The organism is Streptomyces sp. CBMA152, from assembly GCF_014596475.1.
In the GTDB taxonomy this organism is placed as follows: domain Bacteria; phylum Actinomycetota; class Actinomycetes; order Streptomycetales; family Streptomycetaceae; genus Streptomyces.
Map to the genome: position 1 here is coordinate 324,436 of NZ_MECJ01000029.1, position 26,749 is coordinate 351,184.

Consider the following 26,749-nt stretch of genomic DNA (forward strand, 5'->3'; position numbering starts at 1 on the left):
CTCACAACGCCATCGGGGCCAGCGTCAGCAGATACGTCCCGTACGCGAACGACAGCCCGGCCAGTGCGGCGGTCGCCACGACCGCCGCGCCCGGCCGGGCTCTCGTCAATGCGCCCGCCAGCGGCAGCAGCAGCGGGAAGGCCGGCAGCAGGAACCTGGGCTTGGACTCGAAGAACCCCGAGCCGCCGACGGTGATCAGGACGAGCACGGCCGTGTAGACGAGCAGCGGCAGCGGTGGACGTTCGAGCAGCAGCAGCGCGAAGAGCAGCAGCCCGGCCACGGTGATCAGCAGCGCCATCGTGTAGCCGAGGTCGACCGGCCCCGTGGCGATCTTCCGGACGAAGCGCAGCGCGCCCACGCCGAAGTCGAACCGCGAGGTCCAGGCCGCCTGGACCGCGAAGTAGCCGCCGAGCGGATCACCTTTTCGGACGCCGACCGACAGGACGTATCCGCACCAGCCGAGCGGCGCCACCGCCCCCGCGACCCACACCCGCCAGTCCCCGGGCCCGCCCCGCGTACGCCACTGCCGCCACAGCTCGACGGTGGCCGCCGCCGTGACCGCCGCGGCCACCGCCACCGCGTTGGGCCGTGAGAGCCCGGCGAGGGCCGCCAGGGCCCCCGCCCACAGCCAGCGGCGCTCCAGGACCGCCCACAGCGCCCAGGCGGCCAGCGCCGTCATCACCGGCTCGGTGTACGCCATCGACAGCACGATGGAGTGCGGCAGCAGCCCCCACAGCAGCACGAGCGCGCTCGCCGTGCGCCGCCCGTACAGCCGCTCCCCGACCGCGTAGATCCCCCACGCGGCGGCCCCTGCCGCCGTCCACGACACCAGCAGCCCGGCCGTGCCGCCCGCCACCGGCAGCACGCTCGTGACCGCCCGCATCAGGCCCGGGTAGAGCGGGAAGAACGCCAGATCGCTCTGGACCACCCCGCGCGGCCAGTACAGCGTGCGCCCGTAGCCGTTCGCCGCGATCTTGATGTACCAGTCGGCGTCCCACGCGGTCGCCAGCAGCGCGCGCGGGGAGCGCCCGAGGTGCCAGGCCCACACCGCCAGGCACAGCATCCCGCTGAGCCGGGCGGCGGCGAAGAGCCCGAGCGCGGGGGCCGCCCGGCGCAGCGCGGTGAGCCGGCGCGGCGCTGCCAGGGCGGCGCCGGACCGGCGTACGGGGGCGGTGATCTCGGCGGACAGGGTGCACCTCCGGGCGCGCGCGTGGTCCTCCCCCGACCTTCGGCGGCACACGGCCGCAGCGCGAGTGCTGGGCAGCCGACCGGGTACAACTGCGCCCGGCCGTCCGCCCGTACGCGTGTCGCCGTGACAGCGGCCGCGCGTACGGCTAGCCCGCGAGCGCCTTCAGCCGGGAGACGGCCTCTTCGAGCACACTCTCCCTCTTGCAGAACGCGAATCGGACGAAAGGCGCGCCCGCGTCCCGGTGGTCGTAGAAGACGGCGTTGGGGATCGCGACCACCCCGCAGCGCTCCGGCAGCGCGCGGCAGAAGGCGAAGCCGTCGCCCGAGTGGGAGAGCTCGTCGCCGAGCGGGCGGATGTCGGTGGTGACGAAGTACGTGCCCGCCGGCCGGTACACCGTGAACCCGGCGGCCGCGAGCCCTCCGCTCAGCAGGTCCCGCTTGGCGCGCAGGTCGGCGCGCAGCCCGTCGAAGTACGTCTGCGGCAGCCGCAGCGCCTCGGCGACCGCGTACTGGAAGGGTCCGGAGGCCACGTACGTCAGGAACTGCTTCGCCGACCGTACGGCCGAAACGAGCTCGGGCGCGGCGGTCACCCAGCCGACCTTCCAGCCGGTGAAGGAGAACGTCTTGCCCGCCGAGCCGATGGTGACCGTGCGCCCGCGCATCCCCGGCAGGGTGGCGATCGGGACGTGCTCGCCGTCGAAGACCAGGTGCTCGTACACCTCGTCGGTGACCACCAGCAGATCCCGCTCGCAGGCCAGCTCCGCGATCGCGGTCAGCTCCTCGCGGGTCAGTACGGTCCCGGTCGGGTTGTGCGGGGTGTTGAGCAGGATGAGCCGGGTGCGCGGGGTGACGGCGGCGCGCAGCTCGTCGAGGTCGAGGTGGTAGCGACCGGCATCGGGACGCAAGGTCACCGGCACGCGCGTGCCGCCCGCCATCGCCACACAGGCCGCGTACGAGTCGTAGTACGGCTCAAGCGCGATCACCTCGTCGCCCGGCTCCACCAGCGCGAGCAGCGCGGCCGCGATCGCCTCGGTGGCGCCCGCCGTCACCAGGACCTCGCGGTCCGGGTCGAAGGAGAGCCCGTACAGGCGCTCCTGGTGGTCCGCGATCGCGGCGCGCAGCTCGGGCACGCCCGGGCCCGGTGGGTACTGGTTGCCCCGCCCGTCCCGCAGCGCCCGCACGGCGGCCTCCCGGATCTCCTCGGGGCCGTCGGTGTCGGGGAAGCCCTGGCCGAGGTTGATGGACCCGGTTCGGGCCGCGAGAGCGGACATCTCGGCGAAGACCGTGGTCCCGAACTCGGCGAGGCGGCGGTTGAGCAGTGGACGCGCGCTGGAGGTCATGGCCGCCATCCTGCGCGGAACCTCTGGACTTGCTCAAGTGTGTGTTCGGCTTCGAGGGCGGCGGGAATCCCCCTGTCACGCACGGGTTCGCGTACGGATCGGCGTACGGATTCGCTCGGATTCGCGCACGGGGAAGGACGGTGGGGGAGATGGGATTCATCATCGCGGCAGGTGTGATGGTGGTGTTCGTGGTCCTTGTGGCGCGAGGGCTCGGGGGGAGCGGCCGCAAGCGGTCGAAGTCGAAGTCGAGGGCGTACGGGTCGGGCGGCTCGGGCGCCGCCGGTTCCAGCTGGTGGGCCGGGAACGGCGACAGCGGTGGCGGTGGCGGCCACTCCGGGGGGCACCACGGGGGGCACTCGTGCGGCGGCCACTCCGGGGGGCACTCGTGCGGCGGCGGACACTCCGGATGCGGGGGCGGATCGTCCTGCGGGGGCGGCAGTTGAGGCTCTTCCGGCTGACACGGGGCAGCTGATTCGGCCCGCACGCCCCTTCCGCGCGCCCGGTGGGTCAACACCCGCCGGGCGCTGTCGTGTGCACCCGCTGCTTGAACAGTTGAACCGTGTTGCATCCCAGGGGATGGAAACCCCGCCAAGTTGGGTAAAAACGCTGTGAGCGCCGCGCACTTCATGATTCCCTCGCTGTGAGAAACGCAGCCCACGGACCCCCACCGGGCGGACCTGAGCAGGCGGTCCCCCCTTTCCCTTGCACCGGTTCCGGGGTGACCCCGGTCGTCCACCCTCCCCATGTGTGTTTTTGCGGAGCCCACCCATGCTCACGACTCTCAAGACCGTCTACACCGACACGCGTGCGAGTGACCTCGCCTGGGCCCTGGGCCGGGAGCCGCTGCCCGCACTGGCCGTCCTCGACCTCGAACTGTCCGGCGCGAAGCTCCAGTTGAGACTGCTCGGCGCCTCCCACCAGGTGCTCCTGGAGGAGGAGAAGGGCTCCTGTTCGGAGACCGTCGCCTGTATGCCCGGCAGCAGCACACCCCTGCCCCTGGGGGTGGCGAAACGTCTCGGGGAGTGGGAGTACGAGTTCGCCGCGCGCGTGGAGACGCTGTCCGGGGGCTCGTTCGCGGGGCGCGCGCAGGAGCTCCTCGCGCTCGTCGCCGACCATCCGCACGGCCTTGCCGGAACGTTCCCGGGCTCGCCGTACGCGTTCACCGCGATGCTGGCGCAGCGCGGCGAGGGCCAGGTCCGCTGGCGCACCTGGCACGCGTACCCGCAGGAAGGGCAGTTGGTGGTCACCCGTACGAGGGTCGGCGTCCGGATGACGGCTCCCGTAGCCCTCTGAAAGCGCGTGCGCGAGGTTGCGCGCGGTGCGCCCGCACGCGGTGCCGACTCGTGCAGGTCCGAGGGGGTGCGGCGCTACCGTGGAGGACGTAATTCCCTCCGCCGTGCGCTAGTTGCACCCTTGTGGGTGACAGGATGCGGGCGAGTCGTGACGTAGCGTTCCCATCATGATCGAACCGTCTGTGCCCGTTCTGCCCTGTGGCATCCCGCCGCCGGCGCCCCGGCGCAGCACCGCGCGGTTCATCGTGCTCGGCATCGTCTTCATCTGCGCCGCCTGCGGACTCGTGTACGAACTCGAACTGGTCGCCCTCGCCTCGTACTTGATCGGCGACTCCGTCACCCAGGCGTCCGTCGTGCTGTCCGTGATGGTCTTCGCGATGGGCATCGGCTCGCTGCTCGCCAAACGGCTGCGGCTGCGCGCCGCCGTCGCCTTCGGCCTGATCGAGGCGGCCCTCGCGCTGGTCGGCGGCTGCTCGGCGATGGTCCTGTACGCGACGTTCGCCTGGTTCGGCGGCGCGCGGTACGCGCTGGTGGCGTTCTCGCTGGCGATCGGCGTGCTCATCGGCGCGGAGATCCCGCTCCTGATGACCCTGATCCAGCGCGTCTCGCGGCAGGACGCGGGCGGCACGGTCGCCGACCTGTTCGCCGCTGACTACGTGGGCGCCCTCGTCGGCGGCCTCGCCTTCCCGTTCCTGCTCCTGCCGGTGCTCGGCCAGTTGACGGGCGCGCTGCTCACCGGCGCGGTCAACGCGGTCGCGGGCGGGGCGCTCGTCCTGTGGCTGTTCCGGCGTGATCTGACGCGACGCGCGCGGTGGTGGCTGTTCGCGGCGAACGTGCTGGTCCTCGCGATCCTCGCCACCACCACCGCGCTGGTCGGCGACTTCGAACAGGCCGCCAGGCGTGCGGTGTACGGGGGCCAGGTGCGGGTCGCCGTGCAGACCGGGGTGCAGGAGATCGTCCTGACCGGCAGCCGCACCGGCCACGGCCCCGGCGGCCCCCTCGACCTCTTCCTCGACGGCCGCCTGCGGGTCAGCGGCCGCGACGAGTACCGCTACCACTCGGCGCTGGTGCGCCCCGCGATGGACTCCGGGCCGCACGGCCGCGTCCTGGTCCTCGGCGGTGGCGACGGCCTGGCCGCCCGCGAGGTGCTGCGCTACCGGGGCGTGACCTCGGTGACGCTGGTCGAACTCGACGCGGGCGTCGTCGAGTTGGCCCGCCACGACCCGGCCCTGTCGGCCCTGAACGGCCACGCGTACGACGACCGGCGGGTGGTCCCGGTGGTCGCCGACGCGTTCGGCTGGCTGCGCGGCCCCGGGCGCGCGACCGGCCCGTACGACGTGGTGATCTCGGATCTGCCCGACCCGGGCATCACCCCGAGCACCAAGCTCTACTCGGAGGAGTTCTTCGGGCTCGCCGCGCGCGTGCTGGCCCCCGGCGGGCGGATCGTGGTGCACGCGGGCCCGGTGGCGACGCGGGAGCGGACGTACTGGACGGTGGAGTCGACGGTCCGGGCGGCCGGGCTGCGGACCGTGCCGTACCGCGCGACCGGGCGGCTCACCGGCTTCACGGCGGGCCCCGACCGCGCCTCCGGCTCGACCGCGCCGCACGACTGGGGCTTCGTCCTGGCCTCCGCGGGCGCGGCCCCGAGGGCGCCGCTCCCGCCCGAGCTGGAGCCCCTGGCGTACGCCCGCCCGCGCGCCGGCCTGCCCCCGTCGACGCTGGTGCATCCCCGGTACACGGGGTGAGGGCGAGGTGGGGCGGGCCGCTCGGGCGTGGCGTTTACGGGGACGCGGCGGCCACCCCTGAGTAGGCTCGGTTCTCATGGAGCATGAGGTGTTCGTTCCGGTCGAGGCCCCGTCACTGCGCCGCACGCTGCGCGACCCGGCGCGGGTCGCCCGCTGCGTGCCCGGCCTGCAACAGGACGCGGGCGAGCCACCGGTGGCCGGGAGGCTGCGGCTCCGCCTCGACGGCCACACCATCACGTACCGGGGGACGCTGCGGATCACCGAGCTCGACCCCGACGCGTTCGGCGTGGAGGCCGAGGGCACGGAGGTGCGCGGCACGGGCGCCGCGAAGCTCTCCCTCACGCTCCGCCTCGCCCCGGCCCCGCACGGCACGACCCTGACGTTCACGGCCTCGGCCACCGCCGACGGCCGCGCCGCCTCGGCCCCGTCGGCGGCGATCCAGTCGTCCGGAGCCCGCTTGCTGGACCGTTTCGCCGCTGCGCTGGCCGCGGACGCGGAGGGACCGGGTGAGGGGGCGTCGGACGGTGCGGAGGCCGATGAGGCCGCCTCCGCGGAGACGGGTCCGGCCGAGCCCGAGGCCACCGACGAGACCGGCCACGTACAAGGCGCCTCCGTCTTCGACACCGCCGTCCCCCCGCCCGCCCTCGACCCGCTCGCCGAGGAGGACTTCGACCTGCCCGGGGACGCGGACTACGCACCCGCCGAGGCGGCGCACGCGCGGCGGACCATGATCGGTCGCAGCGCCGAGGAGGTCGACCACGCGCCGCCGCGCGGCCGGTACGCCCCTGTCCCCGCGCCCGCCGGCGTCGGCGCGAGCGCGACCCTGCGCTGGGTCGCCCCGGCGGCCGCGCTCGCGCTGGCCTCGGCCGTCGTGGTCGGCCGCGTGCTGCGGCGGCGCCGGTGACACCGCCGTGCCCGGGGCGCAAGTAGTGTCGGGTGCGTGAGTAGCGACAAGAGGGTCCGGCTGATGGCCGGCGACGCCGAGTTGACGGTCCGTCCGGACAACGGATGCCGGATCGAGAGCCTGAGCATCGGCGGTACGGAGCTGCTGCGCCAGGGCGACAAGTACGGCTGCTTCCCGATGGTCCCGTGGTGCGGCCGGATCGAGAACGGCGAGTTCCGCAACGGCGGCACCAAGTACCGGATGCCGCTCAACTCCCCGCCGCACGCCATCCACGGCACCGGCCGCGACACCGAGTGGCGCCCCGCGCGCGTGGGGCGCACCGAGTCCGGCAGCGCCGAGGCCCACTTCACGTACGACCTGGCGGAGCCCTGGCCGTACTCCGGCCGGGTCACCCAGGTCTTCGAGCTGTCGGAGAGCGCGCTGACGCTCTCCATGGGCATCGAGACGTACGACGAGTCGTTCCCGGCGCAGCTCGGCTGGCACCCGTGGTTCCTGCGCAACCTCGGCGGCGAGGACGTGCGGGTCGGCTTCACGCCCGCGTGGCAGGAGGAGCGCGGCGACGACCATCTGCCGACCGGCCGCCGTATCGACCCCAAGCCCGGCCCCTGGGACGACTGCTTCGGGATGCCCGACGGCGTCGACGTCACCCTCACCTGGCCCGAGCAGCTGGAGCTGAAGGTGACCAGCACCACCGAGTGGGTCGTCGTCTACGACGAGCAGGCCGAGGCGGTGTGTGTGGAGCCGCAGTCCGGCCCGCCGAACGGCCTCAACACCCTGCCCCGGCTCGTCACCCCGGTGGACCCGCTGGAGCTGCGCGCGACCTGGAGCTGGCGCCGCCTGTGATGCCGCTGGTCGCAGCCTTGCGGGCCGGGGCGCGCCCCTTCGGCCCGTAAGCTCGTAGGCATGACTGACGTACGCGCTGACCTGCTCCAGCAGATCAAGGACAAGGCCGTGGTGCACGGCAAGGTGACCCTCTCCTCGGGTCTGGAGGCCGACTACTACGTCGACCTGCGCCGGGTCACGCTGGACGGCGCCGCCGCGCCGCTGGTCGGCCAGGTGCTGCTCGACCTCACGGCCGACCTCGACTTCGACGCCGTGGGCGGTCTGACCATGGGCGCCGACCCGGTCGCGACCGCGATGCTGCACGCCGCCGCCGCGCGCGGCAAGAGCCTGGACGCCTTCGTCGTCCGCAAGGCCGCCAAGGCCCACGGTATGCAGCGCCAGGTCGAGGGCCCGGAGATCAAGGGCCGCCGCGTCCTGGTCGTCGAGGACACCTCCACCACCGGCGGCTCCCCGCTGACCGCCGTCGAGGCCGTCCGTGCGGCCGGCGCCGAGGTCGTGGCCGTCGCCACCATCGTGGACCGCGCCACCGGCGCCGCCGAGAAGATCACCGAGGGTGCGGGCGTCCCGTACGTGTACGCCTACGCGCTGGACGAGCTCGGCCTTGGCTAAGCCTTGACCTGCGGTTTCCCCGAGGGGGCGGTTGTTTCACGTGAAACGGCCGCCCCCTCGGGCGTACGCAGGGTGGCGGTGCCGCGCATAGAGTCTGGAAAGATGGGCCGCGACGATGACGTCGCCCCCAGGTCAGGGCCAGCACATATCGCACACCCCGCACATCACAAGGAGCGGACAGATGCCCATCGCAACCCCCGAGGTCTACAACGAGATGCTCGACCGGGCGAAGGCAGGCAAGTTCGCCTACCCGGCCATCAATGTGACCTCGACGCAGACCCTGCACGCTGCCCTGCGCGGCTTCGCGGAGGCCGAGAGCGACGGCATCATCCAGATCTCCACCGGTGGTGCGGAGTTCCTGGGTGGCCAGTACAACAAGGACATGGTCACCGGCGCCGCCGCCCTGGCCGAGTTCGCGCACATCGTCGCCGCGAAGTACGACATCACCGTCGCTCTCCACACCGACCACTGCCCCAAGGACAAGCTGGACGGCTATGTCCGCCCGCTGCTCGACATCTCCGCCGAGCGCGTTGCCAAGGGCCTGAACCCGCTCTTCCAGTCGCACATGTGGGACGGCTCCGCCGAGACCCTGGCCGACAACCTGGCCATCGGCCAGGAGCTGCTCGCCAAGGCCGCCGCCGCGAAGATCATCCTTGAGGTCGAGATCACCCCGACCGGCGGCGAGGAGGACGGCGTCAGCCACGAGATCAACGACGAGCTGTACACGACCGTCGACGACGCGCTGCGCACCGCCGAGGCGCTGGGCCTGGGCGAGAAGGGCCGCTACCTGCTGGCCGCCTCGTTCGGCAACGTCCACGGCGTCTACAAGCCGGGCAACGTCGTGCTGCGTCCGGAGCTCCTGAAGGACCTCCAGGCCGGTGTCGCCGAGAAGTACGGCAAGGCCTCCCCGTTCGACTTCGTCTTCCACGGCGGCTCGGGCTCCACGGCCGAGGAGATCGCGACCGCCCTGGAGAACGGCGTCGTGAAGATGAACCTCGACACCGACACCCAGTACGCCTTCACGCGCCCGGTCGCGGACCACATGTTCCGCAACTACGATGGCGTCCTGAAGGTCGACGGCGAGGTCGGCAAGAAGTCGACGTACGACCCGCGCACCTGGGGCAAGCTGGCCGAGGCGTCGATGGCCAAGCGCGTCACCGAGGCGTGCGCGAACCTGCGCTCGACGGGTACGAAGCTGAAGTAGTTCTCTCCGGCTGTACGTACGGGCCCGGCGCTCCCTCGGGGGGTGCCGGGCCCGCTGCGTTCCCGCCCCGGTTTCGCGAATCCGTCCCGTGGGGGACAGTGGCGCTGTGGCGGACAGTGTGCGCATGGGGACCCCGGTGGGGCGGTGGGTGCTGTTCACGACCGTGCTCGGGTCGGGGATGGCGATGCTCGACTCGACCGTGGTCAATGTGGCGCTGCCGCGCATCGGCCGGGACCTGGACGCCGACATGGCGGTCCTGCAGTGGACCGTCAACGCGTACATGCTCACGCTCGCCGGGCTGATCCTGCTCGGCGGGGCGCTGGGGGACCGGTACGGGCGGCGCAAGGTGTTCGTCCTCGGCGTCTGCTGGTTCGCCGTCGGGTCGCTGCTCTGCGGCATCGCGCCGAACGCGGGCGTACTGATCGCCGCGCGCGCCCTCCAGGGCATCGGCGGGGCGCTCCTGACCCCCGGCTCGCTCGCCCTGATCCAGGCGAGTTTCCACCCCGACGACCGGGCGAGGGCGGTCGGCGTCTGGTCCGGCCTCGGCGGCGTCGGGGCGGCCGTCGGGCCGTTCCTGGGCGGCTGGCTGGTGGACGGTCCGGGCTGGCGCTGGGTGTTCCTGCTGAACGTGCCGCTGGCCGCGCTGTGCGTGCCGGTGGCGCTGCGGCACGTACCGGAGTCGCGGGACGCACGCGAGCACGCGGGGCGCTTCGATGTACTCGGGGCGCTGCTGGGCGCCCTGTCGCTCGCACTCCTGACCTACGCGCTGATCGCGGCGCCCGGGCAGGGCGCGTCGCCGGTGGTCGTGGGGGCGGCGGTGGCGGGTGTTCTGCTGGGGGCGGCCTTCGTACGCCTGGAGAAGCGGCTGGACGACCCCATGCTGCCGCCGGAGATCTTCGCGTCGCGCCAGTTCACGGCGGTGAACCTGGTGACGGTGTGCGTGTACGCGGCGTTCGCGGGCTTCTTCTTCCTGGCGGCGCTCCAGCTCCAGGTGGTGGCGGGCTATTCGGCGCTGGGCGCGGGCGCGGCGCTGCTGCCGACGACGGTGCTGATGCTCCTGCTGTCGGCCCGCTCGGGCGCGCTGGGCGAACGGATCGGCCCGCGTGTACCGCTCACCGTCGGGCCGCTGCTGTGCGCGGGCGGGATGCTGCTGATGCTGCGGGTGGGGGAGGGTGCGTCGTACGTACGTGACGTGCTCCCTGCCGTCGTCGTCCTCGGCCTCGGCATGGTGACCCTGGTGGCGCCGCTCACCGCGACGGTGCTGGGGGCGGTGGACGCGGGGCGGGCGGGTCTTGCGAGCGGCATCAACAACGCGGCGGCGCGGGCGGCGGGGTTGATCGCGGTGGCGGCGCTGCCGTTGCTGACGGGGATGGGGCCGTCTGCGTATCGCTCGGCGGCGGAGTTCGGGTCGACGTTCCGTCGGGCGATGCCGGTGTGTGCGGGCGTGTTGGTGGTGGGGTCCTTGCTGGCGTTCTTGACGGTGCGGCGTCCGCCGGTGGCGGCGTGTCATCCGGAGTGCCGGGTGGCGTGCGGGGTGTCTGGTCCGCCGCTGGAGCGTGACCGGGGTGGGGGAATGCCCGCCGCAGGCGGCAACCGGCCCGCACGCGGCCACGCCGCCGACGTACCAGGCAGACTGGGCCCCATGTCCATTCACGAGAACCTGCTCGGGGGCCCCGCCCCGACCCACCTGCCCGACGACCCCGAACCCCGCGAGCTCCTCGCGCAGGGCACGGCCCCCGCCGACGTCGCGGCGAAGTACCCGACGTCCTCCCTCGCCTGGGCGCAGCTCGCCGACGACGCGTTCGACGCGGGCCGCACCGTCGAGTCGTACGCGTACGCCCGCACCGGCTACCACCGCGGCCTCGACTCGCTGCGCCGGGCCGGCTGGAAGGGCCACGGGCCGGTGCCGTGGGAGCACGAGCCCAACCGCGGGTTCCTGCGCGCCCTGCACGCCCTCGCCCGGGCCGCCCAGGCCATCGGCGAGCAGGCGGAGTACGAGCGCTGCACCACGTTCCTGCGCGACTCCTCGCCGCTCGCCGCGGACACGCTGGGCTGAGCCGAGCACGCCGACACGACGCGTACTGCCCGTACATCCGACGTACGGGCAGTACGATCGCACGCATAGTCGAACAGTCGTATACAGGTCACATCACCACCACCGCTGGCGCACGAGGCCCCACACCTCTTCCCCCAACTCCAGCCGCACCATGGGGAGAAGTCCGTCTTGGGGAAGCAAGCAGCCCGCAACGGAGTCCGACGTGGCACGCGTGGCAGGAGCCGCGCCCGCCGCCGCGACAGACGCCCGGTCCTGGTCGTGGGCGGCATCCTCGGCCTCGCCCTCATCGCGGGCGCCGCACTCGCCGAGTGGCACGGCACCGGGGACGGCACCGGCCCCGAGCCCGGCATCGCCGCCGAGTCCCCGCTGGGCGACCGCGCCCCCCTTCCCGTAACACCCCCGTCGAAGCCCAAGGGCACGGACAAGAGCGGCGACAAGGGCGCCAAGAAGGGCGATATCCCCGTCCCCGCCTCCGGCCCCGGCACCTTCACCACCGCCCAGGCCTCCGGCAGCCCCGTGGGCACCAGCGGGCCGCTGCGGCGCTACAAGGTCCTCGTGGAGGACGGTGTGGACGTCTCGCCGAGCGAGGCCGCCACCGAGATCCAGGCGATACTCGCGCACCCCCGCAGCTGGGCGGCGCACGGCCGTGGCCGGTTCCAGCTGGTCTCCGGGGACGACGCCGACGTGACGATAAAGATCGCCACCCCGGCCACCACGGACCGGCTCTGCGCCTCCGCCGGAGACACCCACGGCGAGCTGAACTGCGAGGTCGTGGGCGGTGTCGTGGTCAATCTCAAGCGGTGGGTGAAGGGGTCCCCGAAGTACGACGGGCCGCCCGCCGAGTACCGGCATCTGATCATCAACCACGAGATCGGCCACCTGATCGGCTTCCACGAGCACATGTCCTGCCCGGGTCCGGGCAAGCTCGCGCCCGTGATGATGCAGCAGATCAAGGGGCTGGACGGCTGCGTCTCCAACGCCTGGCCGTACACCGAGGACGGCACCTTGATCACGGGCCCTTCGGTGTCCTGAGCCCTGACGACGCCGCCCCGCCCGTGCTTATGATGCGGGTGGGGACCGGGGCTCCCGAGCCGATGAAGGAAGGGGCGGACCGCTACCCGGACACATCGAGGAGACAGCGATGTCATCAAAGATGTCCGAACCGGTCGAAACGGAAGTCGAAACCGGAGCCCAGAAGGCCGCCGAGGCGGCCGACGCCGCGCCCAATCTGGACTTCGCGGGCACCACCCCGTACGAGGACTACGTCCAGGCGGACGTGCTCACCCACCTCCAGCAGCTGCGCTCGGACGACCCCGGCGAGATGGTCTTCCTGGTGACCACACAGGTCATGGAGCTGTGGTTCACGGTGATCGTCCACGAGTGGGAGACCGCGTCGCGCGCGTTGCGCGAGGACCGGGTGCCCGTCGCCGTCGACGCGCTGAAGCGGTCCGTACGCGAGCTGGAGGCGCTGAACGCGTCCTGGACGCCGCTCGGCCAGCTGACCCCCGCGCAGTTCAACTCCTACCGCGCGGCCCTCGGCGAGGGCTCCGGCTTCCAGTCGGCGATGTACCGGCGGATGGAGTTCCTGCTCGGCGACAAGTCCGCGTCCATGCTGGTGCCGCACCGGGGCGCGCCGCGCGCGCACGCGGAGCTGGAGAAGGCGCTGCACCAACCGAGCCTGTACGACGAGGTGTTGGGCCTGCTCGCCCGACGCGGTTACGCCGTCCCGCGCGCCGTCCTCGACCGCGACCTCTCGCAGAAGTACGAGCCGTCGCCCGAGGTCGAGGCGGTCTGGACGGAACTTTACGCGGGGGACCAGAACGGGGAACTCGTGCGCCTGGGTGAGGCGTTGACCGATGTGGGCGAGCTGGTGTGGCGCTGGCGCAACGACCATCTGGTGGCGACGAGGAGAGCGATGGGCGCGAAGACCGGTACGGGCGGTTCGGCGGGCGTGGCGTGGCTGGAGAAGCGCGCCGCGAAGAACGTGTTCCCCGAGCTGTGGACGGCGCGCAGCCATGTCTGAGTCCCTGGCCGCCAAAGCCGCGGCGCTGGACGCCGCAGACGAACTCGCCAAGCACCGCGACCTGTTCGCCCTCGACGACTCCACCGTCTACCTCGACGGCAACTCGCTGGGCGCGCTGCCGCGCCACGTTCCGGCCCGTATGCAGGAGGTCATCGCCCACGAGTGGGGCGAGCTGCGCATCCGGTCGTGGGACGAGAGCGGCTGGTGGACCGCGCCCGAGCGGATCGGCGACCGTATAGCGCCGCTGGTCGGGGCGGAGCCGGGCCGGATCGTGGTCGGCGACTCGACCAGCGTGAACGTCTTCAAGGCCCTGGTCGCGGCGGTGCGGCTGGCGCCGTCGGACCGGGACGAGATCCTGGTGGACGAGTCGACGTTCCCGACGGACGGATACGTGGCGGCGTCCGCGGCACGGATGACGGGCCGCACGGTACGGGCGCTGGCACCCGGCGAGGTTCCGTCTGCACTGTCGTCGCGTACGGCAGCGATCCTGATGAACCACGTCGACTACCGGACGGGTCGGCTCCACGACCTGCCCGGGATCACCGCCGCCGCGCACGCGGCGGGGGCGCTGGCGGTCTGGGACCTGTGCCACAGCGCGGGCGCGCTGCCGGTCGGGCTCGACGCCCACGGGGTCGACTTCGCGGTCGGCTGCACGTACAAGTACCTGAACGGCGGGCCGGGTTCACCCGCGTACATCTACGTACGCGGCGACCACCAGCCGCGCTTCGACTCGCCGCTGCCCGGCTGGAACTCGCACGAGGATCCCTTCGGGATGCGTCCGGAGTACGTGCCGGGTGAGGGCGCGGTACGGGCCCGGGTCGGCACGCCGGACATCCTGTCCATGCTGGCCCTGGAGTCCGCGCTCGACGTCTGGACGGGTGTCTCGATCGACTCCGTCCGGGCCAAGTCGCTGGCGCTGACGGACTTCTTCCTGGAGTGCGTGGCGGAGTACGTGCCGGACGGCCGGGTGCAGTCGGTGACGCCGTCCGAGCATGCCTCGCGAGGCAGCCAGGTGGCGCTGCGGTGCGACGACGCGGGGTCGGTGATGACCGCGCTGATAGCGGCGGGCGTGGTCGGCGACTACCGCCGCCCCGACGTCCTCCGCTTCGGCTTCACGCCGCTGTACGTGGGGTTCGGGGATGCGGAACGGGCGGCGCGAGCGCTGTCGACGGCGCTGGGTTAGCCGTTCGGCTGCGGATCGTGGGTGGTTGCTCGCGCAGTTCCCACCGGCGGTCGGACAAAGAACCAGGCCGCCCGCCAAGGCCACGCGGCGGAGCCGCAAATGTCACAGCCGGGAAGGGGCGGGGTGGGGAATTGCCCGCCGCAGGCGGCAACCGACCCCGCCGACAAGATCGCTGATACCGTCCGTCCCGCCACGCACCCACCACCCCCCCGAACCCGAGAGGTCGAGGCATGAACGACTCCGCCGCCGCCCGCGACGCCGCCGAAGCGGCCTCGGCCTTCTCGCACCCCACGGTCGCCCCCGACGCGACCGCCGCGTACGGCCCCGACCCCGACCAACTGGTCGACTTCTACGCCCCCCGCACGGAGACCGCAGACGCCCCCCTCGTCGTCGCCCTGCACGGCGGCGCCTGGCGAGGCGCGTTCGACCGCCGCCACCTCACCCCGTTCGTGGACTTCCTGGCCCGCCGAGGATTCGCGGTCGCCAGCGTGGAGTACCGACGCGGTGGCCTGCTCCCGCAACAGGGCGGCGGACCGCTCGCCGGCCGCTGGCCGGAGACGTTCGACGACGTGGCGGCGGCCCTCGACGCCCTCCCCGCCCTCGTCCGCACGCACCTCCCCCAGGCCGACCCCCGCCGCACGGTCCTCACCGGCCACTCGGCCGGCGGCCACCTCGCCCTGTGGGCAGCGGCCCGCCACAGCCTCCCCGCGGACTCCCCCTGGCACACCCCCGCCACCGCAGCTCTCCGAGGCGTCGTAGCCCTGGCCCCCATCGCCCACTTCACCAAGGCCGTCGAGCTGGACGTATGCGACGGAGCGGTACTCCAACTCCTGGGCGGCCAAAAGGAGTTCGAGGCACGCCGACACCTCGCCGACCCCGCCGCCCTCCTCCCCACCGGCATCGCCACCACCGTCGTCCAGGGCCGCGACGACGTCGTGGTCCCCCAGGCCGTGGCCGAGGCGTACGTCGACGCCGCAGCGACAGCGGGCGAGACCGTCGGCCTCACCCTCCTCGAAGGCGTCGGCCACTTCCCCCTCATCGACCCGTCCGCAGACGCCTGCGCGGTGGTCGCGGAGGAGATCGCCCAGCTCGCGTACTAGAGACGTACTCGCGTACCGAAGACAAGTGGCACGTGTAGTACCTGAGACGGACCTCCCGGAATCCGCACCACAGGGGACGCCCCCCGCACACCCCCACGCATACCGTGGCACCGTGACCGAGACAACCAGCCACATAAACGCCTCGGGCGGCGGCCCCCGGCGCAGTCCTGAGTTCCTGCTCGCCATGGACGTGTTCGGGGGACTGCGCGAGGACCTGTTCAAGGACGCGTTCGCCTACCGGCCGCTGCCGCCGATGCGGACGGACGGGCCGATCACCCGGCGGCTGCCCGGGCGGCTGCGCCGGGGCGCCGCCTGGACCCCGCACGCGGCCGTGCTGTTCGTCGCGTTCATCGCGACGATGACCGCGTACACGGCGGGGTCGGGGCTCACCAACTCGCTTCCCTGGGCGCTGTCGGGTCTGATCGCGGGCGCGCCGGTCGCGATGACCCTGGTGCGTCCGGTCGGCGCGTGGTGGCTGGTGTGCGCGTCGACCGTCCTGTCGGGGGCCGTCTGGGGCGGCGGCGTGGAGGTCCGGCCGTGGACGCCGGGCACGTTCATCGCGCAGCTCGCCGTGATGGTCGTGGTGGCGCTGCGCACCCGCCCGCGCACGGCCGCCTGGATGTGGGTGCTCACGCTGTGCCTCGGTACGGCGCTGGACTTCACCCACAACCGCGCGTACGGCGGCAACAGCGGCCCCATGGCGATCGCTTCCGCGATCCTGCTGCTGATCGCCGCGGTCGTGAACATCCGCCGGGACGCCGAGCACAAGATCAGCGCCGAGCAGTCGGTGACGGCGTTCGAGCGCGACAAGAGGACGGTCCTGGAGGAGCGTACGACCATCGCGCGCGAGCTCCACGACGTCGTCGCGCACCATATGTCCGTCGTCGCCATCCAGGCCGAGGCGGCCCCGTACCGCGTCGAGAACCCGCCGCCCGAGCTGACCCAGGCGTTCGCGACCATCCGCGAGAACGCGGTGGCCGCGCTCACCGAACTGCGCCGCGTGCTCGGAGTCGTACGCGCGGAGGACTACGAGGCGCCGGACGCCCCCCAGCCCACCCTCGCCGACCTCGACGCACTCCTCGCGAACGTACGCGACGCGGGTCTCGACGTGACGAAGACGGTGACCGGCGCGGTGCGCGAACTCCCGCAGGGCGTCGAGCTGTCCGCGTACCGCATCATCCAGGAGGCCCTGAGCAACACGCTGCGCCACGCCCCGGGCGCGGCGGCGCGGGTGGAGGTCGCGTACGTGCTGGGCGGCGTCGGTCTGCGTATCGTCAACGGCCCCCCGACCGGCCCGGCCGCCGCCTCCCCCGGCAGCGGCCACGGCATCACGGGCATGCAGGAGCGGGTGGCGATGCTGGGCGGCGAGATGACGGCGGAGCCGGTGGCCGACGGCGGGTACGAGGTGGCGGTGTTCATCCCGGTGGCGATGACTGTCGACGGGCCGGCTGCATGAGCACGGACACGGGGACCTCGATCCGCGTCCTGATCGTCGACGACCAGATGATGGTCCGCGAAGGCTTCTCCGTCCTGCTCAACGCCCAGCAGGACATCGAGGTGATCGGCGAGGCGGTCGACGGCCGGGAGGCGGTGGCCAAGGTGCGCGAACTCCGTCCGGACGTCGTCCTGATGGACATCCGCATGCCCGAGATGAACGGCATCGACGCGACGCGCGAGATCGTGGCGTCGGACACGGACGCGCGGGTGCTGGTCCTGACCACGTTCGACCTGGACGAGTACGTGTACCAGGCGCTGCGGGCGGGGGCGTCGGGGTTCCTGCTGAAGGACGCGTCCGCGCGTCAACTGGCCGAGGGCGTACGGGTGGTGGCCTCCGGCGACGCCCTCCTCGCCCCGTCCGTGACGCGCCGCCTCATCACGGAGTTCGCCCGGGTCACCCCGGCGCGCCGGACCCCCGCGGGCGCGGTGCACGTGGAGGAGCTGACCGACCGCGAGACGGAGGTCCTGATCCTGATCGCCCAGGGCCTCTCGAACGCGGAGATCGCGGACCGCCTGGTGGTGGCGGAGTCGACGATCAAGACCCACGTGAGCCGGGTGCTGGTCAAACTGGGCCTGCGCGACCGGACCCAGGCGGCGGTGTACGCCTACGAGACCCGCCTGGTCACCCCGTCGTAGGCTCCTCCCCGAGGGGCTACAGTGCGCCGATGTCCGCCTCCGCGTCCTGGCTCGCCGCCGCTCCCCTCGTCACGTCGCGCCTCCGCCTGGAGCCGCTGCGCGTCGAGCACGCGCGTGAAGCGGTGTCCGTCTTCGACGACGTCCGGCTTCACACCTGGACCGGCGGCGCGCCCAGCGAGCTCGCCGAGCTCGAGGCCCGGTACGTACGCCAGTCGGCAGGCAGGTCGCCGGACGGTACGCAGGGGTGGCTGAACTGGATGCTGCGCCGGTCGTCGGACGGGCAGTTGGTCGGCACGGTGCAGGCCACGCTGCACCGCCCCACCGCCGACCACCTTGAGGCGGCGCTCGCGTGGGTGATCGGCTTCGACCACCAGGGCAACGGCTACGGGCGGGAAGGGGCGCTTGCCGTGGCGCACTGGTTGCGTACGCAAGGGGTGGACGAACTGGTCGCGTACATCCATCCCGGACATGACGCCTCCATCGGCGTCGCCCGTGCCCTCGGCCTGACCGCGTCCGACGTCGTGGTCGACGGCGAGGTCCGCTGGAGTGAGTCGGGCGCGTCCTAGATCTCGACCACCAGGCCCTCCAGGCCTCGGATCACGTATCCCGGCTTCCAGCGCGGAGTCCGGGACGGGTCGGTGGAGAGGTGGAGGGTGGGGGCCTGGCGTAGCAACTCGTTGAAGACTTCCGTCAGTTCGATACGGGCCAGGGGCGCGCCCAGGCAGTAGTGGATGCCCGCGCCGAAGGTGATGTGGGGGTTGTCGGGGCGGGTCAGGTCGAGGGTGTCGGGGGCGTCGAAGACGGCCGGGTCGCGGTTGGCCGAGCCGAACAGGAGCGCCACTTCCGAACCCCGGGGGATCGTGGTTCCGCCGACCTCGATGTCCTCCAGGACCCAGCGTTCGAAGAGCTGGAGCGGGGTGTCGTAGCGGAGTAGTTCCTCCACAGCTGTGGACAGGAGCGTCGGGTCCGCACGCAGGGCGGCCAGCTGGTCCTCGTGGCGCAGGAGGGTCCACCAGCCGTTCGCGGTGGTGTTCACCGTGGCCTCGTGGCCCGCGTTCAGCAGCAGTACGCAGGTGGCGATCATCTCCTGCCCGCTGAGCCTCTCGCCCTCGTCGTGGGCCGAGATGAGGGAGGAGATCAGGTCGGTGGCGGGGGCGTCGCGGCGGGTGGCGATCAACTCCTTCAGGTACGACTCGAATTCGAGGCTCGCCCGGACCGCGCGCGTCGCCGTCTCCTCGTCCGGGTTCAGCTCGTACATGCCGCAGATCGCCGCCGACCAGGGGCGCAGCAGGGCGCGGTCCTGCGCGGGGATGCCGAGCATTTCGGCGATCACGGCGACGGGGAGGGGTTCGGCGACCTCGGTGAGGAGGTCGCCGCCGCCCTTCTCGACGAGCGCGCCCACGAGGGCGGCGGCGGTTCTGCGTACGTACGGGGTCAGGCCCGCCACGGTCCGGGGCGTGAACGCCTTCTGGACGAGGCGGCGGATACGGGTGTGGTCCGGGGCCTCCAGGTCGAGCATGCCGCTGTCGTTGAGGCGGTGGAACGGTTCGTGGGAGGGGGGTGGAGGGGTGCGGCCGAACTCCTCGTGGGTGAAGCGGTGCAGGTAGGTGCGGCCGAGGCGGCGGTCTCTGAGGAGCGCGGAGACGTCCGCGTGGTGGGGGATGAGCCACTGGTTCGTGGGGGCGTGGTGCAGGGCTCGGCCGGTGGTTCTGAGTTCCGCGTACGCGGGGTAGGGGTTGGCGACGAAGTTGGGGTCGGTGGGGGTGAAGGGGGTCATGCGGGGGTTCTTTCCCCACCCCGCCCCTTCCCGAAAGCCTCCGGCGGGTGTCGTTTCGGCTGGCCGCCGGTGGGGGCTGAGCGCGCAGTTCCCCGCGCCCCTAAATACCTAGGGGCGCGGGGAACTGCGCGAGCAACCCGGCACGGCCCGCAAGCCGATGAGATCCCCCGGAGGGTTCAGGGAAGGGGTGGGGTGGGGGACATCTGCCTCGGGAGCGTCAGGGTCCAGCCCCCCGCCCCCACCGTCCACGTACGACTCCGTACCGGCCCCGTCACCACCTGATCCGCCCGGTAGCGGAACCCCGCCGGGGACGCGCACGAGGACACCGTCACCGCACGGCCCGCCTCCGCGCACACCCGCCCCCGCCCCTCCACCACGACGCGCGCGACCCCCGCGCACGCCGACGCCGAGACCCCCGTCAGGAGCTCGTCCGCGAGGACCACCCCGTCCACCTCCACCCGCAGCCGCATTGCCACGGGAGCGGGACGCGAAGGGCCGGAGACCAGCGTCCGGACCAGCGAGCGGCACGTGCCCCACACCGTGGGCCCGGGCGGCACCGGCACGGACACGCGCACACCCCCCAGCACCACCCCACCGCACTCGTCCACCAGCAGATCGAGCCGGCGCGGCTCGCCCTCCAGAACCGCCCGCGCCGCCGCCACCGCGCCCGTCGGCACCCCCAGTGACCTGGCAAGTTCCAGGGAAGGGGCGGTCCCGACCGGGACCAGGGAGAGGGCGAGACCCGCCAGGTCACGCTCCTGTTGCAGCAAAGTCACCGTACGTAGCAATGTGCGGTCGTCGCCGACCACGACCGGGCGCCGGGAACCCCTGCGGGACAGGGCACGGGAAAACTCCTCCACCCCCTCCGGCCAGCATATTTTCGCCTGCGCACCCGCGCACAGCACATCCTTCGCGATCCGTACGGACTCGCCGTCTATACGGCGGGCGACCGGGTCGATGACCACCAGTAGCTGGTCGGCAGCCGACACTTCGGTCCTTCCTCGGGTAGCATCTTTGTGCAAGAGCCCCTTGCGCTATTGCGCCAGGGGCTTCGTCTATTCCGGGGCACATTGGTGAGGCGGCGGACACGCCCCTGACCTTGGACATGCCCCGCCCGGAAGGGGTGTACGCCTGTGCCCGCACTTGTGCTGCTCGGTGCTCAGTGGGGTGACGAGGGCAAGGGAAAGGCCACCGACCTCCTCGGTGGATCCGTTGACTATGTAGTGCGTTACCAGGGCGGCAACAACGCCGGCCACACGGTCGTCGTCGGCGACCAGAAGTACGCGCTGCATCTTCTCCCTTCCGGGATCCTCTCGCCGGGGTGTACCCCGGTCATCGGCAACGGAGTCGTCGTCGACCCGGCGGTCCTGCTCTCCGAGCTGAGCGGGCTGAACGCGCGCGGCGTCGACACGTCCAAGCTGCTCATCAGCGGTAACGCTCACCTGATCACCCCGTACAACGTCACCCTCGACAAGGTGGCGGAACGGTTCCTCGGCTCCCGCAAGATCGGTACGACCGGTCGCGGCATCGGCCCGACGTACGCGGACAAGATCAACCGTGTCGGTATCCGCGTCCAGGACCTGTACGACGAGTCGATCCTTCAGCAGAAGGTCGAGGCGGCGCTGGACGGCAAGAACCAGCTGCTCGCCAAGGTCTACAACCGGCGCGCCATCGAGGCCGGGAAGATCGTCGAGGAGATGCTCCAGTACGCGGAGCAGATCAAGCCGTTCGTGGCGGACACGACGCTGATCCTGAACAACGCGATCGACGAGGGCAAGGTCGTCCTCTTCGAGGGCGGCCAGGGCACGCTCCTCGACGTCGACCACGGCACGTACCCCTTCGTGACCTCGTCGAACCCGACCGCGGGCGGCGCCTGCACGGGTGCGGGCGTGGGCCCCACGAAGATCAGCCGCGTCATCGGCATCCTCAAGGCGTACACGACCCGTGTCGGCGCGGGCCCGTTCCCGACCGAGCTCTTCGACCAGGACGGCGAGGACCTGCGCCGTATCGGCGGCGAGCGCGGTGTCACCACCGGCCGCGACCGTCGCTGCGGCTGGTTCGACGCGGTGATCGCCCGGTACGCGACCCGCGTCAACGGCCTCACCGACTTCTTCCTCACCAAGCTGGACGTCCTGACCGGCTGGGAGCAGATCCCCGTCTGCGTCGCGTACGAGATCGACGGCAAGCGCGTCGAGGAACTCCCGTACAGCCAGACCGACTTCCACCATGCGAAGCCGATCTACGAGATGCTGCCGGGCTGGTCCGAGGACATCACCAAGGCCCAGACGTTCGCCGACCTGCCGAAGAACGCGCAGGCGTACGTGAAGGCGCTGGAGGAGATGTCCGGCGCCCCGATCTCCGCGATCGGCGTCGGCCCCGGCCGCACCGAGACGATCGAGATCAACTCGTTCCTGTAGGCGACAGGTGTGCTGCGGGGCCGTCGGTACGTGTGTACCGGCGGCCCCGTCGTCATGTCGGCGGGCGTCAGCCCGTCTTCCTGAAGGCCACGTAGTCCCGCGCGACGCCCACCGGCTCCAGCCACAGCGTGCCGCCCTGGAGCCAGTACGTGCGCGGGACGTCGTCGGTGCAGCCGGTCCTGGAGTCGCCGCGGCTCAGCTGCATCGGCGCGAAGTCGAGTCGCTGGCCGTCGCGCACCCTGAACAGGACGGCCGTCCAGGAACAGGCTCCCTTGCTCGTCGTCTCCTCGCCGTGGATCAGGGGCTTGCCGAGCGCCCCTTGCGTCAGGGTGACGGAGAACGAAGCGTCCCCCGGCGCGCCCTGCGAGCGCTGCCAGTGGCCGACGAAGCCGCCCGGCAGGGCCGCGTCGCTGTGCTCGGCCCGTTTCAGCAGCGCCGTGTACTGGCTTCCGGCCGACCAGAGGACCGTTCCGTCCGCCTCGGCTTCGAGGCTCTGCTCCTGAATGCTCTGGCATCCGCCCGCGGCAAACCCGACCGACTCGATCTCGTCCGTCGAGGTGGCGAGCGCGGTCACCTTCAGCGTCGGGCCTTTCCGGCCGAGGACGCTCGTCGTTCCGCCGCACATCCGGACGTCGTCGAGAGTGTCGACCTCGACGCTGCCGCCGGGTTGGTCCCGGGCGACCGTGACGCGCACGGCCGAGCCCGAACTCGCGCCCTCCCAGACGCCGGTGAAGTCGAACGTGGGGGAACCGAGGGACGGGGACGGGGAAGGGCTGCCGGAGTCGTGGTTGATGGCCGAGACCACCAGCGGGCGGACCGCGAACCAGCCGAGCACCAGGGCGGCGAGGACCGCCACGGCGACGCGGATGCGCCTGCGGGAGCGGTTTTTCGGCCCACTCATGTGGACCCGAGGTGACGGCCCAGGCGTGTAGGCCGCCGGAGGTGGCGGCGGAGGCGGGTCGGCCCGGCCTGATGCCTCCGGGGTGGGGACCGGCGGTCGGAACGTCTGCGCGCGGCGTCGTGGGGGCGGCACCGGCGACATGTCCGCGTCCAGCAACTCCCCACTCCGCCGCGCCAGTTGGGCCAACAGCTCGGCCGGAAGCCAACCATGCGCCGGGACATCGCTCGCCGTGGCCTCGGCCAGTTCCTCCGGTGTCGGGCGACGAGCCGCGTCCTTGTGCAGACATGCCCGTACGAGAGGGAGCAGGGACTCGGGAACGCCCCTCAGATCCGGCTCGCCGTGCGCGATCCGGTACAGCAGGGCCCCTGCGTGGCCCTCCGACAGCCCGCCGAACGGGGCCCTCCCCGTCGCCGCGAACGCCAGCACCGCGCCCAGGCAGAACACGTCGCTCGCCGCCGACACCCGTTCACCCCGTACCTGCTCGGGCGACATGAAGCCGAGTGAGCCGATGACGATGCCGGTACGGGTCAGACCGTCGGTCCCGGTGAGCGCTCGCGTGATCCCGAAGTCGATCACTCGCGGACCGTCCACCGCGAGCAGGATGTTGGCCGGTTTCAGGTCGCGGTGGACCAGCCCGGCGGAGTGGATCGCCGCCAGCGCGAGGGCGAGGCGGTTGGCGAGGACGAGCAGTGAGGCTGACGGCAGCGGGCCGAAGTCGCGGTCCACGACGGTCTGGAGGCTGGGCCCGGCCACGTACGACGTCGCGACCCACGGGACCGACGCCGAGACGTCCGCGTCCAGGACGTGCGCGGTCCACTCGCCGCCCACCCGCCGCGCCGCCGCGACCTCGCGCGCGAACCGCTGCCGGAATTCGGGTTCGTTCGCGTACTGCTCCTGTACGAGTTTGACCGCGACCGTACGTCCGCCCGCCGACCGGGCCAGATAGACCCGGCCCATACCCCCGGCCCCGAGCCTGCCGAGCAGCCGGTACGGGCCGATGTGCGACGGATCCCCCGCCACCAGGTCATCCATGAACGGGATGGTGGCACAGCGGGGGTGGGCGCGGCAGGCCAACGCCCGTACCCCGTACGCCGTATCGCGCTCCAACCCGTATCGCCGCGCCCCGGAGGATCGTTCAGCCAGGCGTGATCATCCGTCAGCTGCTGGTCTGCCTCGGTACGGCCGTGGCGCTGAGCCCGATAGGGGCGCAGGTGTACGCGGGTATCGGGGTGTGCCCGGTCAATCCCGTCCCGCCGAAGGTGGCCGCGCCACACGTCGTGCCGCCGAGGGTCCCGCACGCCCCCGACCCCGTACTCGTCCCCGCCCCCGGGCGCCCACACGTGCCGCCGGCACCCGTCACGCCGACGGCCCGACCCGCCGCACCGGCGTCCCCAACGCCCCCGGCACCACCGCAAGGGCCCGCCCCGCACCCCGCCGCGCCCCACCCGCACCATGCCCCGCACCCGTACCACCCCGCCGCCCAACAACGCCCCGCCCCGGCCGGTTTCTCCACGGTCACGCTCATGCTCGTCGTCACCACTCCGGCCGTACTGGCGGCCGCAGTTCTCCGCCCCCGATCCCGTTCCGGAGCCCGCTAGTGTCGCAATGGCTAGTTCTCGTGATCGCCCTGGTGCTCGTCTGCGCCGTCGTCCTCACCGCCACGATGCTGCGGCACCGCCGGGTGGCCGAGGGCGAGGACACCAGTGAGACGCCCGACGTCATCGAGTACATGGTGATGATGGTCGGCGTCGTGTACGCCATCGTGCTCGGCCTCGCCATCGCGGGCGTGTGGGAGGCGCGTGGCCAGGCCGACGACTCCGTACGCCGTGAGGCCCAGGCCCTGTACGAGGTCGGCCAGCGGGTCGACGTCTACCCGCCCGCCGTCCGCGACCGCATCCGTGGCGAGATCGACGCGTACGCCGCCCACGCCGTGAACGCCGAGTGGCCCCTCATGGTCAAGGGCGAGGAACCGTCGCCGAAGGGCGCGCAGCTCCTCGCGGCCGTACGCACCGACGTCACCCACCGCGCACCCGCCAACGACATCCAGTCGCAGGCGTATCAGCCACTCCTCGACCAGATCGCCATCGCCGACGACGCCCGGCACACGCGGCTCGACAACGCCGGGTCCACGCTGCCGGGGGTCGTCTGGTTCGGCCTCGTCGTCGGGGCCGTGGTGACGATCGGCCTGATCTTTACGCTCCAGATCCGGCGCTCAGGAAGGGAGTTGCTGCTCGCCGGTGTCTTCAGCGGGCTGATCGTCTTCCTGCTTTTCCTGGTCTGGAGCTTCGACGCGCCGTTCGGCAGGTCGGGCACGGACTCGGCGGACCCGCTCCGCGAACTCGTCCCGACCGCCTCAGCGCCTCAGACCGCCCAGTCGACGAACTGAGCCCAGCTGGACGGGCTGACCTCGAAGGTTGGCCCGTCCGTCATTTTGGAGTCGCGTACGTGGACGGCGTGGGCGCAGGTGGCCACCTCGACGCACTCGCCGCCGCCGCTGTCGCTGTACGACGACTTACGCCAGTCGAAGGCCACCTCGACGCAGCTGCCGCCGCCGCTGTCGCTATAGCTGGACTTGAACCACCGCAGGGTGTTGCTCATTTATGCTCTCCTGCCAACCGCTCGATGAGGCCCAGCGATTCACGGGGATCCAGGGCCTGTGCCCGGATCTTCGCATAACGCTGGGCGCATGTACTCACCTTCGCGGGATCGGCGATCAACAGGCTCTCGCCCTGGATCTCCAGGAAGACCAGACGGTCGTGTTCCGGGGTCTCCACCTGCTCCATCGCGCCGCGGTCGCCCGCGTATTCGCCGCTCAGCCCGGCATCCATGGGCAGCACCTGGATCGTGACATTGCGCCTTCGCGCACACTCCGCCAAGTACTGCATCTGGCCGCGCATGATCGCCTCGCTCCCGATCGGCCGTCGTAGGACGGACTCCTCCAGCATGAGCTCGATGAGCGCGGGCGGCTCCCGGTCGAAGAGTGCTTTACGAGCCATCCTTGCCTCGACCAGCTCCTCCACCCGCGCCTCGGACAGGGGCGGGTACCCTCCGCCGATCAGTGCCCGCGCGTAGTCCTCGGTCTGAAACAGACCGTGGATGACGAGCGTGGCGTACAGGTACAGCGCCAGCGCCTGCTGCTCCAGCAGCGAGTAGTTCTGGAACTGCGGTGGATACTTCTCCATCCGGATCAGCGGCCGGGCTTCCTCGAAGATTCCGAGACCTTCTCCCAACGCCTCCTCCAGCTTCACCAGCATCATGTCGCTCGCGGGCTGGGCGAGGGTTTCCATTGCGCTGATCGCCGCGCCGGAGAACCCCGTTTCCTGCCCGGTCCGTTCCTGTGACCACCCCTTTCGTTCGCGCAGTTGCCGAGCCACCTTGGCCACCATCCTGGCCGTCGGACCTGCGGTGTTCTTGTTCTCTGCTCGCGCCATAAACCTCGCCGCCTCGAACTCAACCGGTCTCAACCGGTCACAACTGATCCCCCGCCGAATTCAACGCAATTCAAGGGGAGTTCGGATTGGACAACCGATACCCGACGGTCCCCGAGAGTCAGGGGAAACGCTAGCGGGACGGGTCGAAGCTGTCCTTATGGATACGCGAAACGGTGAAGTAAACCTCGTCGCGAAGCCGGACTGGATTCCGTCGTCCGGCTTCCAACTCAGAAAGGCGGGAGTGTATTTCGACGCCGTACGGGTCGACGGTGACGACGGGCGGCGGGTCGCGGACGCGCTGGAGCCGATGACGGGCGGCGACCCCGGCCCGATCGTCGCGGAGGCGACCGGGCGGCGCGGGATCTACTTCCTGGTGACCCCGCGCAGTACGTCGCTGCGCAGCTGGCCGCCCGGCGTGACGTGCTTCAACGCGGCGGCGGGGAGGATCAGTTACGTACCCGTACCGGCGCTCAGGAGTCGGACGTGGCCGCTGTCGTGGCGCTGCCCGCCGTCGGAGCCGGACCGGTTCGTGCACACGATGCTGCTGCTGTCGGTGGTGCGGGAGTTGCTGGCGGTGGCCTGACGACAACGCCCCTGCCGGAG

Annotated in this window: 25 protein-coding genes; 18 read left to right on the top strand and 7 right to left on the bottom strand. The window is 71.8% G+C overall.

Annotated features, from left to right (window positions below):
- Position 1: 1 nt before the first annotated feature.
- Positions 2 to 1,240: a glycosyltransferase family 39 protein gene (locus BG418_RS28535; RefSeq protein ID WP_399000633.1), complete on the bottom strand. Its 1,239-nt coding sequence runs from the start codon at positions 1,238 to 1,240 to the stop codon at positions 2 to 4.
- 94 nt (positions 1,241 to 1,334) lie between these two features.
- On the bottom strand, positions 1,335 to 2,537 hold the full coding sequence (locus tag BG418_RS28540) for a pyridoxal phosphate-dependent aminotransferase (RefSeq protein ID WP_188276867.1): 1,203 nt from the start codon (positions 2,535 to 2,537) through the stop codon (positions 1,335 to 1,337).
- Between the two features lie 759 nt (positions 2,538 to 3,296).
- On the opposite strand from BG418_RS28540, the gene BG418_RS28545 reads away from it, so the two are divergent.
- The 14 genes from BG418_RS28545 (at position 3,297) to BG418_RS28610 (ending at position 18,186) form a co-directional block, all read left to right on the top strand.
- Complete coding sequence (locus tag BG418_RS28545) at positions 3,297 to 3,821, top strand: DUF2617 family protein (protein WP_188276868.1); 525 nt, start codon at positions 3,297 to 3,299, stop codon at positions 3,819 to 3,821.
- 166 nt (positions 3,822 to 3,987) lie between these two features.
- On the top strand, positions 3,988 to 5,565 hold the full coding sequence (locus BG418_RS28550; RefSeq protein WP_188276869.1) for a polyamine aminopropyltransferase: 1,578 nt from the start codon (positions 3,988 to 3,990) through the stop codon (positions 5,563 to 5,565).
- A gap of 76 nt (positions 5,566 to 5,641) precedes the next feature.
- Complete coding sequence (locus BG418_RS28555; RefSeq protein ID WP_188276870.1) at positions 5,642 to 6,469, top strand: SRPBCC family protein; 828 nt, start codon at positions 5,642 to 5,644, stop codon at positions 6,467 to 6,469.
- 63 nt (positions 6,470 to 6,532) lie between these two features.
- Positions 6,533 to 7,312, top strand: coding sequence for an aldose 1-epimerase (locus BG418_RS28560; RefSeq protein WP_188277259.1), 780 nt, complete (start codon positions 6,533 to 6,535; stop codon positions 7,310 to 7,312).
- Positions 7,313 to 7,372: 60 nt separating this feature from the next.
- Positions 7,373 to 7,921 (top strand): orotate phosphoribosyltransferase, encoded by a 549-nt coding sequence (gene pyrE, locus BG418_RS28565; protein ID WP_188276871.1) that lies wholly within the window; start codon positions 7,373 to 7,375, stop codon positions 7,919 to 7,921.
- A gap of 181 nt (positions 7,922 to 8,102) precedes the next feature.
- Complete coding sequence (gene fbaA, locus BG418_RS28570; protein ID WP_188276872.1) at positions 8,103 to 9,125, top strand: class II fructose-bisphosphate aldolase; 1,023 nt, start codon at positions 8,103 to 8,105, stop codon at positions 9,123 to 9,125.
- 124 nt (positions 9,126 to 9,249) lie between these two features.
- Complete coding sequence (locus BG418_RS28575; protein ID WP_188276873.1) at positions 9,250 to 11,181, top strand: DHA2 family efflux MFS transporter permease subunit; 1,932 nt, start codon at positions 9,250 to 9,252, stop codon at positions 11,179 to 11,181.
- A 168-nt stretch (positions 11,182 to 11,349) separates the two neighbouring features.
- Positions 11,350 to 12,213: a DUF3152 domain-containing protein gene (locus BG418_RS28580; protein ID WP_188276874.1), complete on the top strand. Its 864-nt coding sequence runs from the start codon at positions 11,350 to 11,352 to the stop codon at positions 12,211 to 12,213.
- Positions 12,214 to 12,334: 121 nt separating this feature from the next.
- The gene (locus tag BG418_RS28585; RefSeq protein ID WP_188277260.1) at positions 12,335 to 13,204 is read left to right on the top strand and encodes a tryptophan 2,3-dioxygenase family protein; all 870 of its coding nucleotides are present in this window, start codon (positions 12,335 to 12,337) and stop codon (positions 13,202 to 13,204) included.
- Entirely contained in the window at positions 13,197 to 14,387 is a 1,191-nt protein-coding gene (gene kynU, locus BG418_RS28590; protein ID WP_188276875.1) for a kynureninase, read from the top strand. The genes BG418_RS28585 and kynU overlap by 8 nt, the downstream gene beginning before the upstream one ends.
- Before the next feature lie 230 nt (positions 14,388 to 14,617).
- A complete protein-coding gene (locus tag BG418_RS28595; protein WP_188276876.1) occupies positions 14,618 to 15,487 on the top strand; it encodes an alpha/beta hydrolase in 870 nt (289 codons plus the stop codon).
- 112 nt (positions 15,488 to 15,599) lie between these two features.
- A complete protein-coding gene (locus tag BG418_RS28600) occupies positions 15,600 to 16,943 on the top strand; it encodes a sensor histidine kinase (RefSeq protein ID WP_399000643.1) in 1,344 nt (447 codons plus the stop codon).
- Positions 16,940 to 17,620 carry a response regulator transcription factor gene (locus BG418_RS28605; RefSeq protein WP_188276877.1) on the top strand — a complete coding sequence of 227 codons (681 nt, stop codon included), beginning with the start codon at positions 16,940 to 16,942 and terminating at the stop codon, positions 17,618 to 17,620. Before BG418_RS28600 ends, BG418_RS28605 begins: the two co-directional genes overlap by 4 nt.
- Before the next feature lie 29 nt (positions 17,621 to 17,649).
- Positions 17,650 to 18,186 carry a GNAT family N-acetyltransferase gene (locus BG418_RS28610; protein ID WP_188276878.1) on the top strand — a complete coding sequence of 179 codons (537 nt, stop codon included), beginning with the start codon at positions 17,650 to 17,652 and terminating at the stop codon, positions 18,184 to 18,186.
- Here the strand turns inward: BG418_RS28610 and BG418_RS28615 are convergent.
- Both BG418_RS28615 and BG418_RS28620 read right to left on the bottom strand, forming a co-directional pair.
- A complete protein-coding gene (locus BG418_RS28615; protein WP_188276879.1) occupies positions 18,183 to 19,397 on the bottom strand; it encodes a cytochrome P450 in 1,215 nt (404 codons plus the stop codon). The two genes, BG418_RS28610 and BG418_RS28615, sit on opposite strands and share 4 nt — an antisense overlap.
- Positions 19,398 to 19,573: 176 nt before the next feature.
- Complete coding sequence (locus BG418_RS28620) at positions 19,574 to 20,386, bottom strand: diacylglycerol kinase (protein ID WP_188276880.1); 813 nt, start codon at positions 20,384 to 20,386, stop codon at positions 19,574 to 19,576.
- Between the two features lie 144 nt (positions 20,387 to 20,530).
- On the opposite strand from BG418_RS28620, the gene BG418_RS28625 reads away from it, so the two are divergent.
- Positions 20,531 to 21,814, top strand: coding sequence for an adenylosuccinate synthase (locus BG418_RS28625; RefSeq protein WP_188276881.1), 1,284 nt, complete (start codon positions 20,531 to 20,533; stop codon positions 21,812 to 21,814).
- Between the two features lie 67 nt (positions 21,815 to 21,881).
- Here BG418_RS28625 and BG418_RS28630 read toward each other — a convergent pair whose 3' ends face one another.
- Positions 21,882 to 23,747, bottom strand: coding sequence for a serine/threonine-protein kinase (locus BG418_RS28630; RefSeq protein ID WP_188276882.1), 1,866 nt, complete (start codon positions 23,745 to 23,747; stop codon positions 21,882 to 21,884).
- Between the two features lie 113 nt (positions 23,748 to 23,860).
- Between BG418_RS28630 and BG418_RS28635 the strand changes: the two genes are divergently transcribed.
- Both BG418_RS28635 and BG418_RS28640 read left to right on the top strand, forming a co-directional pair.
- Entirely contained in the window at positions 23,861 to 24,313 is a 453-nt protein-coding gene (locus BG418_RS28635) for a hypothetical protein (RefSeq protein WP_188276883.1), read from the top strand.
- Entirely contained in the window at positions 24,313 to 25,101 is a 789-nt protein-coding gene (locus BG418_RS28640) for a DUF4239 domain-containing protein (RefSeq protein ID WP_188276884.1), read from the top strand. Before BG418_RS28635 ends, BG418_RS28640 begins: the two co-directional genes overlap by 1 nt.
- Here the strand turns inward: BG418_RS28640 and BG418_RS28645 are convergent.
- Together BG418_RS28645 and BG418_RS28650 are read right to left on the bottom strand one after the other, a co-directional pair.
- Positions 25,077 to 25,313 (bottom strand): DUF397 domain-containing protein, encoded by a 237-nt coding sequence (locus BG418_RS28645; RefSeq protein WP_188276885.1) that lies wholly within the window; start codon positions 25,311 to 25,313, stop codon positions 25,077 to 25,079. The two genes, BG418_RS28640 and BG418_RS28645, sit on opposite strands and share 25 nt — an antisense overlap.
- Positions 25,310 to 26,146, bottom strand: coding sequence for a helix-turn-helix transcriptional regulator (locus tag BG418_RS28650; protein WP_188276886.1), 837 nt, complete (start codon positions 26,144 to 26,146; stop codon positions 25,310 to 25,312). Before BG418_RS28650 ends, BG418_RS28645 begins: the two co-directional genes overlap by 4 nt.
- 157 nt (positions 26,147 to 26,303) lie before the next feature.
- Here BG418_RS28650 and BG418_RS28655 point away from each other — a divergent pair, with 157 nt between their 5' ends.
- Complete coding sequence (locus BG418_RS28655; protein ID WP_188276887.1) at positions 26,304 to 26,729, top strand: hypothetical protein; 426 nt, start codon at positions 26,304 to 26,306, stop codon at positions 26,727 to 26,729.
- Positions 26,730 to 26,749 lie beyond the last annotated feature (20 nt).

Bases quoted from the DNA above. Each gene is read 5' to 3' on its own strand.
- BG418_RS28540 (WP_188276867.1), bottom strand. From the start codon at position 2,537: ATGGCGGCCATGACCTCCAGCGCGCGTCCACTGCTCAACCGCCGCCTC.
- BG418_RS28545 (WP_188276868.1), top strand. From the start codon at position 3,297: ATGCTCACGACTCTCAAGACCGTCTACACCGACACGCGTGCGAGTGAC.
- BG418_RS28550 (WP_188276869.1), top strand. From the start codon at position 3,988: ATGATCGAACCGTCTGTGCCCGTTCTGCCCTGTGGCATCCCGCCGCCG.
- BG418_RS28555 (WP_188276870.1), top strand. From the start codon at position 5,642: ATGGAGCATGAGGTGTTCGTTCCGGTCGAGGCCCCGTCACTGCGCCGC.
- BG418_RS28560 (WP_188277259.1), top strand. From the start codon at position 6,533: ATGGCCGGCGACGCCGAGTTGACGGTCCGTCCGGACAACGGATGCCGG.
- pyrE (WP_188276871.1), top strand. From the start codon at position 7,373: ATGACTGACGTACGCGCTGACCTGCTCCAGCAGATCAAGGACAAGGCC.
- fbaA (WP_188276872.1), top strand. From the start codon at position 8,103: ATGCCCATCGCAACCCCCGAGGTCTACAACGAGATGCTCGACCGGGCG.
- BG418_RS28575 (WP_188276873.1), top strand. From the start codon at position 9,250: ATGGGGACCCCGGTGGGGCGGTGGGTGCTGTTCACGACCGTGCTCGGG.
- BG418_RS28585 (WP_188277260.1), top strand. From the start codon at position 12,335: ATGTCCGAACCGGTCGAAACGGAAGTCGAAACCGGAGCCCAGAAGGCC.
- kynU (WP_188276875.1), top strand. From the start codon at position 13,197: ATGTCTGAGTCCCTGGCCGCCAAAGCCGCGGCGCTGGACGCCGCAGAC.
- BG418_RS28595 (WP_188276876.1), top strand. From the start codon at position 14,618: ATGAACGACTCCGCCGCCGCCCGCGACGCCGCCGAAGCGGCCTCGGCC.
- BG418_RS28605 (WP_188276877.1), top strand. From the start codon at position 16,940: ATGAGCACGGACACGGGGACCTCGATCCGCGTCCTGATCGTCGACGAC.
- BG418_RS28610 (WP_188276878.1), top strand. From the start codon at position 17,650: ATGTCCGCCTCCGCGTCCTGGCTCGCCGCCGCTCCCCTCGTCACGTCG.
- BG418_RS28615 (WP_188276879.1), bottom strand. From the start codon at position 19,397: ATGACCCCCTTCACCCCCACCGACCCCAACTTCGTCGCCAACCCCTAC.
- BG418_RS28630 (WP_188276882.1), bottom strand. From the start codon at position 23,747: ATGGATGACCTGGTGGCGGGGGATCCGTCGCACATCGGCCCGTACCGG.
- BG418_RS28645 (WP_188276885.1), bottom strand. From the start codon at position 25,313: ATGAGCAACACCCTGCGGTGGTTCAAGTCCAGCTATAGCGACAGCGGC.
- BG418_RS28650 (WP_188276886.1), bottom strand. From the start codon at position 26,146: ATGGCGCGAGCAGAGAACAAGAACACCGCAGGTCCGACGGCCAGGATG.
- BG418_RS28655 (WP_188276887.1), top strand. From the start codon at position 26,304: ATGGATACGCGAAACGGTGAAGTAAACCTCGTCGCGAAGCCGGACTGG.